The sequence below is a fragment of the Candidatus Edwardsbacteria bacterium genome, assembly GCA_031082425.1.
Classification (GTDB): Bacteria; Edwardsbacteria; AC1; order AC1; family EtOH8; genus UBA2226.
The window spans coordinates 166,804-181,946 of sequence record JAVHLB010000005.1; the positions used below are offsets into that span (position 1 = coordinate 166,804).

Annotated in this window: 14 protein-coding genes; all 14 read right to left on the reverse strand. The window is 52.7% G+C overall.

Annotation, left to right across the window (positions count from 1 at the left end; genetic code table 11):
- Window positions 1-14 precede the first annotated feature (14 nt).
- Window positions 15-3,140 carry a prepilin-type N-terminal cleavage/methylation domain-containing protein gene (locus tag RDU76_06720; GenBank protein MDQ7798620.1) on the reverse strand — a complete coding sequence of 1,042 codons (3,126 nt, stop codon included), beginning with the start codon at window positions 3,138-3,140 and terminating at the stop codon, window positions 15-17.
- Window positions 3,141-3,164: 24 nt separating this feature from the next.
- Window positions 3,165-3,578, reverse strand: a complete 414-nt coding sequence (locus tag RDU76_06725; protein ID MDQ7798621.1) for a type II secretion system protein — start codon at window positions 3,576-3,578, stop codon at window positions 3,165-3,167.
- A gap of 13 nt (window positions 3,579-3,591) precedes the next feature.
- Complete coding sequence (locus RDU76_06730) at window positions 3,592-4,050, reverse strand: GspH/FimT family pseudopilin (GenBank protein MDQ7798622.1); 459 nt, start codon at window positions 4,048-4,050, stop codon at window positions 3,592-3,594.
- A gap of 175 nt (window positions 4,051-4,225) precedes the next feature.
- Complete coding sequence (locus RDU76_06735; protein MDQ7798623.1) at window positions 4,226-6,466, reverse strand: sigma 54-interacting transcriptional regulator; 2,241 nt, start codon at window positions 6,464-6,466, stop codon at window positions 4,226-4,228.
- An 86-nt stretch (window positions 6,467-6,552) separates the two neighbouring features.
- Window positions 6,553-7,074 (reverse strand): Spy/CpxP family protein refolding chaperone, encoded by a 522-nt coding sequence (locus RDU76_06740; protein MDQ7798624.1) that lies wholly within the window; start codon window positions 7,072-7,074, stop codon window positions 6,553-6,555.
- Between the two features lie 111 nt (window positions 7,075-7,185).
- Window positions 7,186-7,716, reverse strand: a complete 531-nt coding sequence (locus tag RDU76_06745) for a hypothetical protein (GenBank protein MDQ7798625.1) — start codon at window positions 7,714-7,716, stop codon at window positions 7,186-7,188.
- 2 nt (window positions 7,717-7,718) lie between these two features.
- Window positions 7,719-8,210 (reverse strand): hypothetical protein, encoded by a 492-nt coding sequence (locus RDU76_06750; GenBank protein MDQ7798626.1) that lies wholly within the window; start codon window positions 8,208-8,210, stop codon window positions 7,719-7,721.
- Window positions 8,211-8,290: 80 nt separating this feature from the next.
- Complete coding sequence (locus RDU76_06755; protein ID MDQ7798627.1) at window positions 8,291-8,830, reverse strand: RNA polymerase sigma factor; 540 nt, start codon at window positions 8,828-8,830, stop codon at window positions 8,291-8,293.
- An 88-nt stretch (window positions 8,831-8,918) separates the two neighbouring features.
- On the reverse strand, window positions 8,919-9,485 hold the full coding sequence (locus RDU76_06760; GenBank protein ID MDQ7798628.1) for an outer membrane beta-barrel protein: 567 nt from the start codon (window positions 9,483-9,485) through the stop codon (window positions 8,919-8,921).
- 651 nt (window positions 9,486-10,136) lie between these two features.
- On the reverse strand, window positions 10,137-10,418 hold the full coding sequence (locus RDU76_06765; GenBank protein MDQ7798629.1) for an HU family DNA-binding protein: 282 nt from the start codon (window positions 10,416-10,418) through the stop codon (window positions 10,137-10,139).
- 276 nt (window positions 10,419-10,694) lie between these two features.
- Window positions 10,695-11,711, reverse strand: a complete 1,017-nt coding sequence (locus RDU76_06770; GenBank protein MDQ7798630.1) for a hypothetical protein — start codon at window positions 11,709-11,711, stop codon at window positions 10,695-10,697.
- A gap of 1 nt (window position 11,712) precedes the next feature.
- Window positions 11,713-14,061: an endopeptidase La gene (gene lon / locus RDU76_06775; protein MDQ7798631.1), complete on the reverse strand. Its 2,349-nt coding sequence runs from the start codon at window positions 14,059-14,061 to the stop codon at window positions 11,713-11,715.
- 73 nt (window positions 14,062-14,134) lie between these two features.
- Window positions 14,135-14,569, reverse strand: a complete 435-nt coding sequence (locus RDU76_06780; protein ID MDQ7798632.1) for an Hsp20/alpha crystallin family protein — start codon at window positions 14,567-14,569, stop codon at window positions 14,135-14,137.
- 21 nt (window positions 14,570-14,590) lie between these two features.
- Entirely contained in the window at window positions 14,591-15,112 is a 522-nt protein-coding gene (locus RDU76_06785) for a hypothetical protein (protein MDQ7798633.1), read from the reverse strand.
- Between the last annotated feature and the right edge of the window lie 31 nt (window positions 15,113-15,143).

Sequence of the window (15,143 nt, forward strand, 5' to 3'; positions counted from 1 at the left end):
CCTTTATATGATAATTAGTTTACATCCGGGAAAAAGATGACCAAGTGGCCCTCGGTGGCCGATTTCTTTTCGGCTATGGCCACGTCCCTGACGCCATCCTGGTTAAAATCGCCTATGGTGACGGCCGCCACCTCGCCGTTGAACATCCCCTCGGAGATGTCGTTCCCATTGTTCACCAGCACCCCTCCGAAGCAATCGAACAGCAGGGTCATCCCAGAATAACTGCCGGATTTTATGCCGACCACGATGTGGGGATAGATGCTGCTGGACCATTTCATGAAATCGGTCGCCATGGAGGTGGGCTCGCCCTGGCTCAAAATAATCCAGTAGTTGGGATACCTGGTGGATAAGACCAGCTGCCCGAATCTTTGATCGGTCCCCTGCAGCCAGACCTGCAGTTTGCCCTTGCCGTCGGCGGTTTTGACCGCCGAAACGATATCCTTCAGCCCGTCGTTATTTATATCTATCGTCTTCAGCGACACCACCTCTCCCTCTGGATCATAGACATCGTATTGGGTGAACCAGGGGAAGGCGAAATTGCCCTGGTATACTATTATCCGGCCCGCTCCGTCGCTGGTCCGGGTGCCGACCACCAGGTCGGTATAGGTTCCGAAAAGCCGATAACAGGAGGCTACCGCCTTTACCGCACCCAAATTCAATGCCGGCGTCCATTGGCAGGTGTCCCTGAAATCACGTATCTCCAGCCCCACCTTGTTCTTTGAGGTCGCGATCTGTTTGTTGAGCCACAGGTTAAAGCCGCCGCTGTTGGCCCCCTGGGCAGTGCTGAAGCCCGCCACTATATCCGGGAACCCGTCGCCTCCGAAGTCGCCCAAGGCGATGCTGTTGACCACGTAATTGGCGTCCTGAGCCATTAAATAATATTTGGGCGTGCTGTTGTATTTTAGGTCCAATACGCTGGGATACTGGGCCTGCCCCCATTTGCCGGTAGAGGAGTCCTCGTCTATGGTGGGCCAGACCACCAGGTTATAGGAGGGTGTGCTTACCCCGGTATTATCCAGCCCGATCACCAGATCCTTTCGGGTGCGGGAATTTTTATAATTGGGGTCGGTAATGGTTCCGCTGGATCCGGAATTATTGGTCGTTACCCTGCGATTCATGGTGTCGCTGGCCATGGCGCTGATATTGGCCAGGATATTGGTGGTCCGGGTGTAATCGGCATTGGTGGAGAACAAATTATTGATATCGGTGACCGCACCATCGTTGCATTTATCGAACCAGCCCAAAATGTTTCCGGTGGCGTTGTACATGGTGCCCAGAACGATGTCTTCGTCATAGAGATGGGTGGTCAGGCCGCCTTCGTATTCATAAAAATCGTTCACCGTCATACACATCACATTTACCGCGTTGATGGTAATGGCCTGAAGTTTGATGTCTCCAAAATGCAGGGTGTCTATGGTGTCGCCTTCGGCGATCAGGCCGATATACTTGAAATTTGGGGTGGTGGATATCCATCCGGCGGAATCTGTCTCCTCCACAAAATACATATTTGAGGCGTCGTTCTCAGGGACCATGAACAGGAAATCGCCGTTGTCGTCGGTGGTATCCTGCCCTACCGGGATCATATCATCCATGGTATAAGCAGTAATTATCACACCACCTATGCCCGGCTCGCCCTCAAAGGTTTTAAGCGGGTTGGCGTCCTTGAACACTTTCCCGCCGATGAAGGCCTGCCCGGCCTGCCGATATCTGAAGTCAACATCGGTGTAGCTGCCGGCGGTGATGGTGATGGTGGTGTCGCCGGCGCTGGGGGTGACAGGGACGTATATCACATCGGGGGGGGAACACACCACATCGGTGGTCCGGGGCTCCACCGCCGCGCAATACAGGCCGGTGGCGTCGGAATATACCACTTTGGCCGAGTTGACCAGATTGACGGCGGCCCCCAGTATTCCCTCGCCATCGTCGAACCCCCCGCTGTTATTCAGGTCCTCGTAAACGTGGCCCCGCAAAAAGCCCGGCACATAAGTCTCAACCGGGAAATTTTTCTCGATATTCGCGCTGGTGGCGTCCACTATGGTATCCAATACCCCTACGGGTTTATAGCCGGCCGTGGCGCCGCAAACGATCTCCGGCAAAGTCACCTTGATCTGGATGATCTTGGGTGCCACGCTGAATGAGTAATTGCCGCCGCCGGTAGTATACTGGACCTGGCCGTCGCTTAGTTCTACTTTTACACTATCCACCCCGGCTTCGCCAAGATCGACCTGGTTGTTATGATTGGCATCCACCGCCACTCGGCCGAAAATCGTCTTGCCGTCGATTATCGGCTTGTTCCTGGTTATGGTAATTATAGTATTGAGGCTGACCTCAACATATGCCCCTTTGCTGTTGGGCCGGCTGGTTTGTGCTTGGACATTGATGCCGACCTTGGTGATGTTTTTCAATATAGTGGCGCTGGTAATAGGACCAACGCTGGTAAGTTCGGCGCCGGTCAGTACGCTGTCCCCATTGGCATCCCCCCACAGCCGGTCCCTTGTAACGGTCTGGTCGTAATAATAGTAGGTGAACATCGGGACCACGCCGCTGGAAGTGCTGACCCTGACCAATCCCACCGGGAGCACGGTCCCTCCGTTTGATGTGGTGGTTGGATTATAGCCGAACACCTGGCGGGCCAGGCAATACAAATTTGTATTGGGTGTTAGCCTTTCCTCAAGATCATCCCCCCGATCATCGACGGTCACAAGACCATCATTGTTAGAGTCAAAAGAATACCTTATGGTCTCGGCGCCATCGCTGTACACCGAGCCGGCATACAGTCCGTTGCCCGGCAAGGGTAGCGCAGTGGGATTTATTGCCAGTGGAGTGCCGTGGCTGTCGGGGTTATCGGGATAGGGCGCAAAATTGGCATTGATCATCAGGTCATAAGGGCCGGCATAACCAATAGGGGTGTGCCCGGCGATCGAATTGGCGCCATATCCGGCCGAACGGACATCCTCGGCAATCATATCGAGCAGAATCCTGGCAGTTTGCTGGGCCTCGGTAACAAGTTCAGTGTCCCTTTTTGTCTTTTGACTGCTGATGAATATCTGAATAACGGCCGCAACAATGAAAGAAAACATTACCAATGCTATCATGGTTTCGATCAAAGTGAAGCCTCTGATCTTATTCTTATGCGACATAGCCCTACTCCTTGTTTTGAAATGTTACCGGCTGAAGAAACTTTCTATGTGCAGAGTATCGCGAAACGACGGGCCCCAGGTGGTAAGGACCGTTACCTGGCGAATATATATCTCCCCATTGACGTCGGCAGTGACCCGCCACCATAAGCGGTATTGATTATCCTGGGATGGATTTATGACCGCTGAGGTGAAAACAGTTCCAACTCCCGCCGAGGTTGGAAGGCCAGCAAAACCGGTTCTCTTTAGGATTTCCATTTGCTGTTGCATATATTCCACACCCCTGGTTTTTAACCGCATGTTGGTAATGGTCCGCATGGACATAGGCACCAACCCGGCAATTGAAAGCAACCCAATCGCTAAAATTGTAATGGCCACCAGCAGTTCGACCATGCTCATTCCGCCCTGGCGTTTAAAATTTTTATTAACTATATTCTTCATTGTAATTAACTCCCTATTTTTGCTTTATTATAGAGCCGGACGGAACAACATGAATTCTGATCTTTGCGTTGCGGGTATTAGTCAGCCGCACCCCCCCGGAAGTTGAGGCGTCACCCCTGGGAGAAAATATTATTACCGAAGGATTGCCGGCGGGGATAGAGTCGCTTGTTATATCTCTGGTGAAAGCAATTGATACGGTAGGTTCTCCGGAATCGACAGTTTCGTTGCTATTTAAATCCTTAACTACCTGAAAACTGGTGCCATTTTGGGTAAATATCGCAATATAGGGCACACCCCCGCTTATGGCCTTCGATTTGGCTACCATTAGCTGACCCTTTAGATCATCTGCAGAATTGTTAAGTCGGGCAAGGGGTAATGAGCCAATTAGATTGGGCACCGAAAATCCGGCAGCAATGCCAATTATCAAAATTACCACCATTAGTTCGATTAATGTAAAGCCTTTTCTATTCATCTTCGCTCTCCTCAATTATAGATTTATGCAATTAGCATGCCGAAGTAAAATATATTTCCTTATCCATTTATTCGCAATAGCTTGTTAATTTCCCATACCGACGATCGTTACAGATAACTCTTGTAAACTATTACTTTAAAGTAACAGATGGTACTCAAACACACCAATTAAAACATTATTTCAGTCCATAATCCTTTATCTTTTTAAGCATTACACGATAACTGATTTTCAACCTCCTGGCGGCCTCGCTTTTATTACCGTTGACTTCGCCCAGTACTTTCTTTATCAATCCCGATTCTGCCTCCGCTGCGGCCCGGCCGGAAACAGCCAATAATCCGCCTTCGATACCTTCACAATCCGTGTCCTGGCCAATTATCTGGGAAATCAGAAATTCAATATCCTTCGGCTCAAGGTGGTGGCCTCCAGCCATTATCACGGCTCTTTCGACTGCGTTCTCCAGCTGCCGTACATTGCCCGGCCAGTTTTGATTTGTCATGATCTTTAACGCTGCAGCATTGATCCCAGTTACTTGTTTGCGCTGTTTTAGGGAATATTTCGCAATAAAATGATTGACCAGCGGTTCAATATCATCGCTTCGCTCTCGCAAAGCAGGGATCAAAATGGGGAATACATTAAGCCGATAAAACAGATCCTGCCGAAATAATCCCTTTGCCACCAGTTCCTCCAGTTTTTGGTTGGTAGCGGCTATCAGACGCACATCGACTTTGCCAGGCTTGGTACCACCGACCGGAACGATCTCCCTCTCCTGAATTACTCTGAGGATCTTTGCTTGCAGCGCTAATGAGAGTTCGCTGACTTCGTCCAGGAAAAAACTGCCCTGCTCGGCAATCCTGAATAAACCCGGTTTATCGCGGCTGGCTCCGGTAAAAGCCCCCTTTACGTAGCCAAACAACTCGGATTCCAAAAGAGTTTCCGGCAAGGCGGCGCAATTGAGGGCTATAAAAGGGCCGTTGGCCCTGGAGCTCATCCGGTGGATCTCCTTGGCAATAAGCTCCTTTCCAGTTCCGCTTTCCCCTGCGATCAATACATTGCTGTCGGTGCCGGCCACCTTGGCGGCGAGCTGCAGAACATTTTTCATTGCATCAGATCGGTAGATTATATCAGTAGAGCACTTATCTGAAGGCGCTGTTTTTTCCAGGCTGAATATCCGTCCATACTCATTTAGACAACTTTCTATCGCACTCAAATTGGCGTATATTTTTTTATCCGCCGCTGTCTCGGATATATTATCCTTAAGCTCCTCCAGTATGGGACTTATTTTGGTTAAAAGGTTTTGTGCCGAGCTGTTTATCAGATCTGACCGCTCGGAATATCCCGCCAGTTCCTCCAGTCTCCGGGCTTCGGTGATATCGGAGACGACAATAATGTGGCCGACATTTTTCCCTCCCAACTCCTTGAACCTGCTCACTTCGACCTGAATGATGATTTTCCGTCCTCCGACCCCTTCGATTTCTTTTGTCACGGCTTGGCCGAAATCAATGGTGGAGATCAGGTTGTTTATTTCCCTTATACCATCCTCTCCGAGGATTATCGTTGCAGCCTTATTGAACGATATGATCGATCCTTTGTTGCCCAGGGTGATTATCCCCTTGTCGATATTATCAAGAACCTGCCGACTGTAATGTTCCAAATTATCTGCCCGGATCTTTTCCAGACCATATAGTTCTCCCAGTTTCTTGCCTTTTTCCTTTAACTCGCCGATCATTTTATGATAGGTATCCATCACCAATTCCACATCCGAATCAAATACAATACCCTTATCGCACAACTCATTTTTTGCGCTTTGGGCCATCTTTTGGAAAGGAGAAAATATATTCCTTAAATAAAAATAAAGGAATACAAAGACCAGCCCGCCTATTATCAGCAGGCTAAAATTCAAAACCCATTCGGCAGTTTCCAAAGCAGACAGATAATCAGCCGGCGCAATTATAATCAAATGGCTCTGGTTTATTTTTTTGCCGTAAATATAATCTATATATGACGAGTTGCCCAATTTGTATGGTTTCCCGAGCCTACCCAGTTTATTATCGGAAATCTGTGGAAAGATGAAAGGCCTTTCGGTTGGTCCTTTCGAGAACTGCATTCGATACGCGCTGGTACTAAACTTCCAGGTGCCTTTATCATCTATTATTCCAATCTCCTTGAACCCGCTATAATCAGCAATCTCGCGAATTCTTTCCCGTGCCGCATCATTATTGACAGGGTCGATTCCCAGCAATTGCCGGCTGGCAATATCGGCAGCAAAATCAAGCCTTAGTTTAAGCTGCAATTTGTAATGATCACGCGTGTTGTTCAACATAAACACTGTGGCGATATTCATTACCAAAAGTATTGTAACTATGAGAAACCCGGCCAGTCGGGTCTCCCTCTCGTATTTTAACCATTTGCGCTTCATAGCATAACAGAATATCACAACCCATAGCGGCTGTCAATAAAAAAATGGGATGCCCTGAAGGCATCCCATTTATAAACCGGTTATTTTTATTTCTTGTCGCAGCCGTCGCAATCATCTTTGATCATGACCTTATTCATCATCCCCGGCTTGATGGATTTCATCTTCTTCTGCTGTTCGGCGGTCAGCACTTTGTTCATGGCCAGGCGATGCTCGATGCGGGCGTTATAGATCTTTTCCTGCAGCTTGGAGACCTCGGCCGCCTTTTTTCTGATGGCCCCCTCGTTTCCCACTTCATCAAACAGGTCCTGCAGCTCTATTTTGGCGATCTTCAGGTCGGCGTTCATTTTGATGGTCTCTTTACGTTGAGCGGTGGCCATGTCGTCGATCTTTTTTGCCTGGGCTTCGGTCAAACCGATCTCCTTGGCGATCACGGGATTCTCCCACCATTGCCCCCGGCCCATCCCCCGGCCTTCATTCATCATACCATGCCCATCCCTTTCGATGCGCTTCTCGATCCGGATGTTCTTCTCCCCGCCGCCGGGGCACTGGGCCATGGCGCTGGCCGCCAGCATCAGGGCCGGCACCATCAACAGGATTGCTTTTTTCATCGGTTCTCCTTTGGTTTTATGGTTATTGTTTTCTGCTGTTGTTTCCTGATTGGACCGCACCGGCGGTCCAAAGGTTTAATCTTTCTCCAGTAGCTGGCCCTTGGGTGGGATTTATTGCTGCCTCACCCGGCGGTACCTTTTCTCCTTGACCTGGATCACCATCTGGCGGATCTCCTCGTCAAAGTTCTGGTCGAAGATCCTCCACATGGCCCGCTGCTGGATGGTAAGCATGGCATCCAGCTCCTGGTGGACCTTCTCCATGTTCTTTATGGTCTCCTTCTGTAGCTGGTCAAGGGAATCCAGCTTGGCCTTCAGCTCTTGGTCCTTGGCTTTCCTGATCATCAGATCTTCAAGCTGGGCCACCAGCGTCCGGTGTTTGCGGCGCACCTCCCGCTGATCCTCCTCCATCTGTTTGAGCTTGGGGAAGAACTTGGATATCTGCTGGTTGGAGAGCTTCAGCATTTCGGTCATCCGGGTCACCCTCACCGCCTCCAGCATCCGTCGTTCCCGGTGCTCGGGCGGCGGCGGGCATTCCGGGGGGCACAGGCTGTCGTACTCCTGGAGCATGACCGTCATCCGGGTCTGGCCCATGGCCGGCAGGGATGTAAACAGCAGGAACAGCATCAACATTGTTTTTCTCATTTTCAGCTCCTTGTATTCTGCAGTTCCGAAAGGATATACTCCATTTCGGTTTCGGACAGTTCATCCAGCAGCTGGGCGGCATTGTCCGTCCCGTAGAGATAGGTCCCCTTCTGCAGGGTGGAAAGATATTTCTCGTGGGAGTTGTTCTGAGAGACCGGGATATCCTCGGCCACCGCTTCCAAGGCTTCATCTATATTTGACCAGCCGTAATTCTCCGAAGCCCAGTGGGCCGCCGTCAAAGAGATCCTGTTGTCGGACGATATCCGGGAACTGATCATTGCTATTCCGAACGCCAGGGCGGCAGCCATAACAAAGGATGTTACCGGCATGGGGGCAAGGACGGCGCTCCACCAAGGCTTGGCCGGTTTCAGGGCGGTCTGCTGGACCACGGCCGGCAGGTTGATAAAGAACTGCTGGTCGGGCATCTCCACCTGCCACCTGTCTAGAATTGCGGACAATTCCAGATCGGATAATATTTTATTTTTGTTGCTCATTTTATTCATCGACTTTAATAAGTTATATGATTGCCTTTCCATTATTTGCATTTGTGAAACCGTCTGAAGGTTTAACGGTATCATTGATCATCCTGATATTCCACAAAATCTTTCAGCTTACCCTTCAGCTTCTGGACCGCCTGAAAATAATTGGCCTTGACGCTCCCCGGGGACCGGTCGGTGATCCTGGCGATCTCATCGTGCTTGTATCCCTGGTAGTGATGCATCACGAAAACCGATCTTTGCTTGTAAGGCAGTGCATCCACCGCCTCGGAAATCTTCCTTTGTAAAAGTACATCACGGGACCTGCTGTCGGCCACCTCTCCGGTCACCTCAAAGGACAGGGGCTGGTTGAGGTTCTTCTTGCGCCAGGTGGAGCCGGTGTTGATGGCTATCCTATAGAGCCAGGTTCTGATGTCGCTCTCCCCCCTGAACGAGCCAATGCCCTTTAAGGCCTTGATGAACACCTCCTGGGTGAGGTCCTTGGCATCCTCGACGTTGCCGGTAAGACGGTAGCATAGCCGATAGATGCCCTGCTGATGAGCCCGAATGATCTCATTGAAAGAGCTGGTATTTCCGGCTTTAACTTCTTGTATGGCATTCATTAAGGATTCAGGCATGGTTGATATTCAATAGATTAGACTTGTGCTTAGACGGTATGGTTTAAAACAAAAAAGCCCCGCCTTGGCGGGGCTTAAACCTTTTGTTCTACTTGAGATCGTATTTGATCCCGGCCTTGATGACGAAATTGTTGAAGGCATCTCCCTCGGTCATGATGGTCTCGTACTCACCCAGAACGTTTAAAGCCATCTTTTCGTTCATGGGATATTCGAAACCGGCGCCGAAGCCCAGACCCAATTTGGTCTCACTGGCTGATTCATCAAAGGAATAGCCCAAAATCTCCCCTTTGACAGAAGCGGTCAGCATGTGGAAACCCAGTTCGCCGATGCCGTAGGGTTTGATGCCTGTGCCGCCGCCGAAATAATACTTGGCGCCTGCTTTTAGGGGAATATCCGAGAAGCTGTATTCCCAGCCGTCAACCTCTTCTTTTGAACCCCAAGAGACATAACCGATGGTACCGGTTAATGAAAGTTTTTCATTCATTACATAATCAAAGGTCGGGCAGATGCCGAAGCCCATCGAATAATATTCACCCATATCTCCCAACGGCAGGAACAAACCCAGATCGCCCCCGATGGACATTGCGCCCTTCTGGGCGAATGACAGGGAACCCAAGGCAACCAGGGCCACCAGGACCAGAGCCATTTTCTTCATGACAGAACTCCTTAATGTTGTTTGGTTGTTATTGTTCGGTTGGTGATTTCAATGGCAATATATTATCGCAACCGGACTAAAAAGTCAAGTATTATATATAGATTGGGATCAATCAATTTTTCCTCTCACCAGGTCACCCAGACACTAGCGATTTCGTTCGATGGTTCGCTTCGCCGGCCATATGTTTTGTCTTCCTGATCTATGGCGCATCCGCCACCTCATTGCGAAATGACTGTGCGGCTGGCAAAGGACCGCCTCCGCTAAAGCTTTGGCACTCGTGGCGGCCCAAGATAAAAGCGTAAGCAATCCAGTTTCATTTTCAGAAAAAGTTCTCGGCGCCTTTGTGTCCTTGTGAGATATATTGGAATCATACACCACCGCCTGATCGATACCGGTTAAGCCCAGGTCTGCTGCACCAGCCGGCCCGGGGGATCCGCCAATTGATCCAATTTACACCATGTCAAAATTATAAATAAAAATGGCTATTCCCTTTGGGAATAGCCATTAAGCTCTAACGCAATTTCTTCTTGTGCCGGTTGGCTCTCAGTCGTTTTTTGCGCTTATGGGTCGCTATCTTGTGTTTCTTCTTTTTCTTACCGCAAGGCATTTAAATTGCAAACCTCCTTCTGATTTATCATATTTTATTATTATTTACTTCTTGGAAACCTGGGCCTTCAGCTCGTTGGAAGGCTGGAATATGGGGACCAACCTGGCGGGTATCTGGACCGTCTCGGTGGGGCGCCTGGGATTGCGGGCCAGACGGGGTTTGCGCTCCTTGACCTTGAAACGCCCGAATCCCCTGATCTCGATGTTCTTGCCCTCGCTCAATGTCAGGGTGATGACGTCCAGAAAGGAATCGACCACGATCTTGGCATCCCGCTGGGTAACCCCGGTTTTATCGCAAACCAACTTCACCAGATCAGCCTTAGTCATTTGTGAACCCTCCTTAGTTACAACTGGAACAATTATGAGATGAACATCCGCCGCATCCTCCGGATTTTCCGGCCGAAACGAAACCCCTCTCGGTCTTGCAACCAAAGGTGGAAAATATCTTTTCTGTCTGGGCGCTGCCACAATCCGGGCAGGCGGGTTTGCTTTCCGAGAGGCGCATCAGCTGTTCAAATTTATGGTTACACCTGCTGCATTCAAACTCAAAGATTGGCATAGCATTATGATACAATTTCGGAGCGGTGTTTGTCAATAGGAATTTTAAAATATTTTTTGCAGGAAAATTGCCAGCTCCTGATCGCTGATCTCGAAGGGGATCTTGCCGTGCCGGATCTGCAGCAATTCCCCCGCCAGGGGAAGCCCGCGGCTGCGGGGCGGGGCGGTGATCAGGCTGGGCACCTTGAGCATATAGGCTATGGAAAAGACGTCGTTCTTGGAGCCGATGAAGCCCCGGGCCTGTGACATGGCCTCGGCCGTTTCGGCCGAAGATGGCGAGCTCATCACCGTCTGGCCGTTCAGGGCCTGCTGCGGCATTTTCCCATCGGGGTTTATCACGATCAATTTGAGTTGGGGGTTTTTGGCCAGGGTCCTCAAAATCTTTTCAAAGTTGCTCCTCCTCCAATGGCTGCCGTCCAGGGCCAGCACCGCCTGGCCTTTTTTCAGGCCCTCCTCCTTGAGCCTTTCCCGGAACTCCCTTTTGCCCTCCAGACCCACCAGCTTGGGCCAGGCCGGGTGATGTCCCGAAACCTGCGCCCCCAGGGGTTTTATTATGTCCAGACTGCGGAGTACCTCGTCGGCCGAAAGGGTCCCGGCCTTGATGATGAAATTCTTGAAGGGGTGGTCCCGTCCGGTCTCCTGGCCGCACCGCACCGCTATCCCGGAGCGGAAGAACAGGTATGACAGCTGCTCCATGGGGCGGTAGTTCAGGTCCAGCAGCAGGTCGAACCGGCGCTGGCGGAATATCTTCTTCAGCCGGCGGGATTCCCCGGAGGCCAGGCCGTCGATCAGCCGGGGGCGGAAATCTATCACCTCGTCCACCTCGTTGTCAAAATGCCACAGCCCGCGCTTGTCCTCGTCGATCAGCAGAGCGATCAGGCTGTCCCGGTAATGCCTGCGCAGGGCCCGGATGGCCGGGACGGCGCACAGCAGTTCGCCGTCGTCCTGGGCCGGGAAGCACAGGATCCTGCCGGGCTTTTTAAGAACCCCGGTGAAATCCACCGGCTTTTGGCGGCCGTAGCGCCGGGACAGGCTTATGGCCAGGGCGGTGAACAGGCTCAATTCATCTGCCTTTCCGGATCTTCGGCCCGAAGGCTATTTGGGCCACGCTCTCGATGTTGCTGACAAAATGGAATTTCAGATTCTTTCGCACATGGTCCGGCACCTCCTCCAGGTCCTTCCGGTTCTGCTCCGGCATGATGATCTCCCTGATGCCGGCCCTTTTGGCGGCGATCACCTTCTCCTTGATGCCGCCCACCGGCATCACCTTGCCCCTCAGGGTGATCTCGCCGGTCATGGCCAGGTTGGCCTTCACCGGCCGGTCGGTCAGCAGGGATATCAGGGCGGTGGCCATGGTCACCCCGGCCGAGGGCCCGTCCTTGGGGATGGCTCCGGACGGCACGTGGATGTGGATGTCGAATTTTTCAAAAAAACGGGGATCTATCTTATAGATCTTGGATTTGGCCCGGATGTAGGACAGGGCGGCTTGGGCGGATTCCTTCATCACCTCGCCCAGGGAGCCGGTCAGGCTGAGGCCCTTCTTGCCCAGCATCTTGGTGGCCTCGATAAAAAGTATCTCCCCCCCCACCGGGGTCCAGGCCAGACCGGTGGCCATGCCCACCTCTCCGGTCCGCTCGGCCACCTCCGGGAACACCTTCTGGGGTCCCAGATACTTGTGCAGGCTCTGGGGGGTGACGGCCTTTTGGGTTTTATCCCCGGAGGCCACGTCTTTGGCCACCTTGCGGCAGATGGTGGCGATCTCCCGTTCCAGGTTCCTGACCCCGGCCTCGCGGGTGTACTGGGAGATTATCTGGCTGATGGACCGATCGCTGAATTTGATGTGGCCATCGGTCAGGCCGTTCTCCTTGATCTGCCTGGGAACCAGGTATTTCAGGGCAATGTGCAGTTTCTCCTCCTCGATGTAGCCCGGCAATTCCAGCACCTCCATCCGGTCCTTGAGGGCCGAGGGTATGGGATCCATCACATTGGCGGTGGTGATGAACATCACCTTGGAGAGGTCGAACGGCACATCCAGGTAATGGTCGGCAAAGGAGAAATTCTGTTCGGGGTCCAGCACCTCCAGGAGGGCGGCTGACGGGTCGCCCCGGAAATCCAGCCCGATCTTGTCCACCTCGTCCAGCATGAACACCGGGTTGTTGGTCTCGGTGTGCTTCAGCCCCTGGATTATGCGGCCCGGCATCGAGCCGATATAGGTGCGGCGGAAGCCCCGGATCTCGGCCTCGTCCCGGATCCCCCCCAGCGAGATGCGGTAGAATTTGCGGCCCAGGGCCCGGGCGATGGAGCGGCCCAAGGAGGTCTTGCCCACCCCCGGAGGGCCCACGAAGCACAGGATGGGGCCCTTGGCGTCCCCCTTTAGCTTGCGGACCGCCAGATATTCGATGATCCGGTCCTTGACCTTCTCCAGGTCGTAATGATCCTCGTCCAGTATCTTCCGGGCGGCCGCCACGTCCAGGCTGTCGGTGGTGGAGACGCTCCAGGGAAGCTTCACCAGCCAGTCGATATAGGTGCGGGCCACGGTGTACTCGGCGGCGTGGGGCGGCATCCGGGCCAGCCGGTCCAGCTCCTCATGGGCCGCCTTCAGGGCCTCGGGGCTTAAGTTGGCCTTCTCCACCTTCTTGCGCAGATTTCCCACCTCCAGCGAATGCTCGTCGCCCTCGCCCAGCTCCCGCTGAATGGCCTTCATCTGCTCCCGCAGAAAATAATCGCGCTGGTCCTTGTCCATCTCGGTCTTGACCTGGTTCCGGATCTTGTCCCCCAGTTCCAGGATGGAGAGCTCCTTGGACAGCAGCGGGATAAGCTTCTGCAGCCGGTCCTTGGGATCGATGGTCTCCAGTATCTGCTGGCGCTCGGCGATGGTCAGGTTGAGGTTGGAGGCGATCAGGTCGGCCATCTTGCCGCTGTCCTCGATGTTCAGGGAGACCGCCTGCAGTTCGTCCGGCAGGTAGGGCGCCAGGGAGATGATCTTCTGGAACAGGGACACCACGTTACGCATCAGGGCCTCGGCCTCGATGCTCTTGCGGCCCTTCTCCTTGAGCACCTCCACCTTGGCCATGAGGTAGGGCTCGCTCTGGACGAATTTGGTTATCTTGATCCGGTTAAGCCCCTGCACCAGTATCCTGATGCTGCCGTCCGGGAACCGGAGCATCTTGATGATCAGGGCCGCGGTGCCGATGGGGTAGATCTCGTCCTCCTTGGGCTCGTCGGTATCCTGCCTCAGCTGGGTGCACAGGCCGATGATCTTGTTTCCCAGCAGGGTCTCGTCGGTGAGCTTGATCATCTTCTCGTTGGAGATGACCAGGGGGACTATCAGATAGGGAAAGATAACCTGCCCCTTGAGCGGCAGGATGGGAAGCTCTCCCGGTATTTTTATTTCCTTGGATTCTTCGGGCATTCAATACCTATTCAATGGTTGGGTTGTGGTTTAAGTTCCGTCCCCTGGCGGCGGATGACCGGCCCCCGGGGGCTCATTCAATCTTTATCTCCACGGTCCTGGCTTTTTCCTTGGAGATCCTGATATCCAGCATCCCGTCCTTGTAGACCGAGCTCTTGACCTTGTCGCTGACCGTCTCCGGCAGGCGGATTATCTTCTCGAACCAGCCCTGGGTTATCTCTATCTTGTGGTAGAAGCGTTTCTGGTCCTGGCCGGCGTTGTCCATCCGGGAGCCCCTGATGGCTATCGCCCCGGGGACGAAGGTGATATTGATATCATCCTTGGAGATGCCGGCCAGATCCAGTTTGATGACCAGTTCCTCGTCGGTCTCATATACATCACAGTTGGGATGCCACAGGGTCTCCTCCTCCACCAGATAAAAGGGCTGGGTCTGGTCGGTCATGTCGTTCAACAGACCGCTCAGGTCCCGGCGGTACACCCGCATCACCTTTAACGGTTGATTTGGCATGATTCTCTCCTTCCTCGTTCCTTAGGGAATGAACAGCTTGAAATAATCCCGGTCGGTCACTGAGATCTGGCCTATCTTGTTGCGGACATCCTCCGCCAGGCCCAGTTTTTCCGCCTGCCGGGCCAGCATCAGGATGTGGCGCCGGGTATTGGCGTTCAGATGGTCTATCTGCTGGATCCCGGCATGGTTGACGCCCTGCAGTATGCTGTCGAAGGCCTGGTTGATCTCGCTGTTCTCCAGCTCCGCCAGCAGCAGGAATATCCCATCCAGTCCTTTTTCCTTTTTCAGCCGGGCGAAGGTCTGGGTCATCTTTTGTCCGATCCTCTCCGGAAGGTAATCCGGGATGTCGAAATTGACATCCTTGAGCGCCGGGATCCGGCTGATGTTCTCCAGGGCCCTGGCATGCGACAGTTCCTCGTCGGACATGTCGGCAAAGAATTGCCGGAGTTCCAGGTCCTCGAAGCTGATGGAACACCACAGGTATACCTCGGACATCTTCAGTTCCAAGGCTTTGAATTTTTCCAGGGACCCGGCCAGTATCATTCTGAACCCCCTAAATTTTTACCGTCTGCCG

What these genes read in the sequence shown, in the direction of transcription:
- RDU76_06720 (MDQ7798620.1), bottom strand. Translation starts at nt 3,140, where the DNA reads ATGTCGCATAAGAATAAGATCAGAGGCTTCACTTTGATCGAAACCATG.
- RDU76_06725 (MDQ7798621.1), bottom strand. Translation starts at nt 3,578, where the DNA reads ATGAAGAATATAGTTAATAAAAATTTTAAACGCCAGGGCGGAATGAGC.
- RDU76_06730 (MDQ7798622.1), bottom strand. Translation starts at nt 4,050, where the DNA reads ATGAATAGAAAAGGCTTTACATTAATCGAACTAATGGTGGTAATTTTG.
- RDU76_06735 (MDQ7798623.1), bottom strand. Translation starts at nt 6,466, where the DNA reads ATGAAGCGCAAATGGTTAAAATACGAGAGGGAGACCCGACTGGCCGGG.
- RDU76_06740 (MDQ7798624.1), bottom strand. Translation starts at nt 7,074, where the DNA reads ATGAAAAAAGCAATCCTGTTGATGGTGCCGGCCCTGATGCTGGCGGCC.
- RDU76_06745 (MDQ7798625.1), bottom strand. Translation starts at nt 7,716, where the DNA reads ATGAGAAAAACAATGTTGATGCTGTTCCTGCTGTTTACATCCCTGCCG.
- RDU76_06750 (MDQ7798626.1), bottom strand. Translation starts at nt 8,210, where the DNA reads ATGAGCAACAAAAATAAAATATTATCCGATCTGGAATTGTCCGCAATT.
- RDU76_06755 (MDQ7798627.1), bottom strand. Translation starts at nt 8,830, where the DNA reads ATGCCTGAATCCTTAATGAATGCCATACAAGAAGTTAAAGCCGGAAAT.
- RDU76_06760 (MDQ7798628.1), bottom strand. Translation starts at nt 9,485, where the DNA reads ATGAAGAAAATGGCTCTGGTCCTGGTGGCCCTGGTTGCCTTGGGTTCC.
- RDU76_06765 (MDQ7798629.1), bottom strand. Translation starts at nt 10,418, where the DNA reads ATGACTAAGGCTGATCTGGTGAAGTTGGTTTGCGATAAAACCGGGGTT.
- lon (MDQ7798631.1), bottom strand. Translation starts at nt 14,061, where the DNA reads ATGCCCGAAGAATCCAAGGAAATAAAAATACCGGGAGAGCTTCCCATC.
- RDU76_06780 (MDQ7798632.1), bottom strand. Translation starts at nt 14,569, where the DNA reads ATGCCAAATCAACCGTTAAAGGTGATGCGGGTGTACCGCCGGGACCTG.
- RDU76_06785 (MDQ7798633.1), bottom strand. Translation starts at nt 15,112, where the DNA reads ATGATACTGGCCGGGTCCCTGGAAAAATTCAAAGCCTTGGAACTGAAG.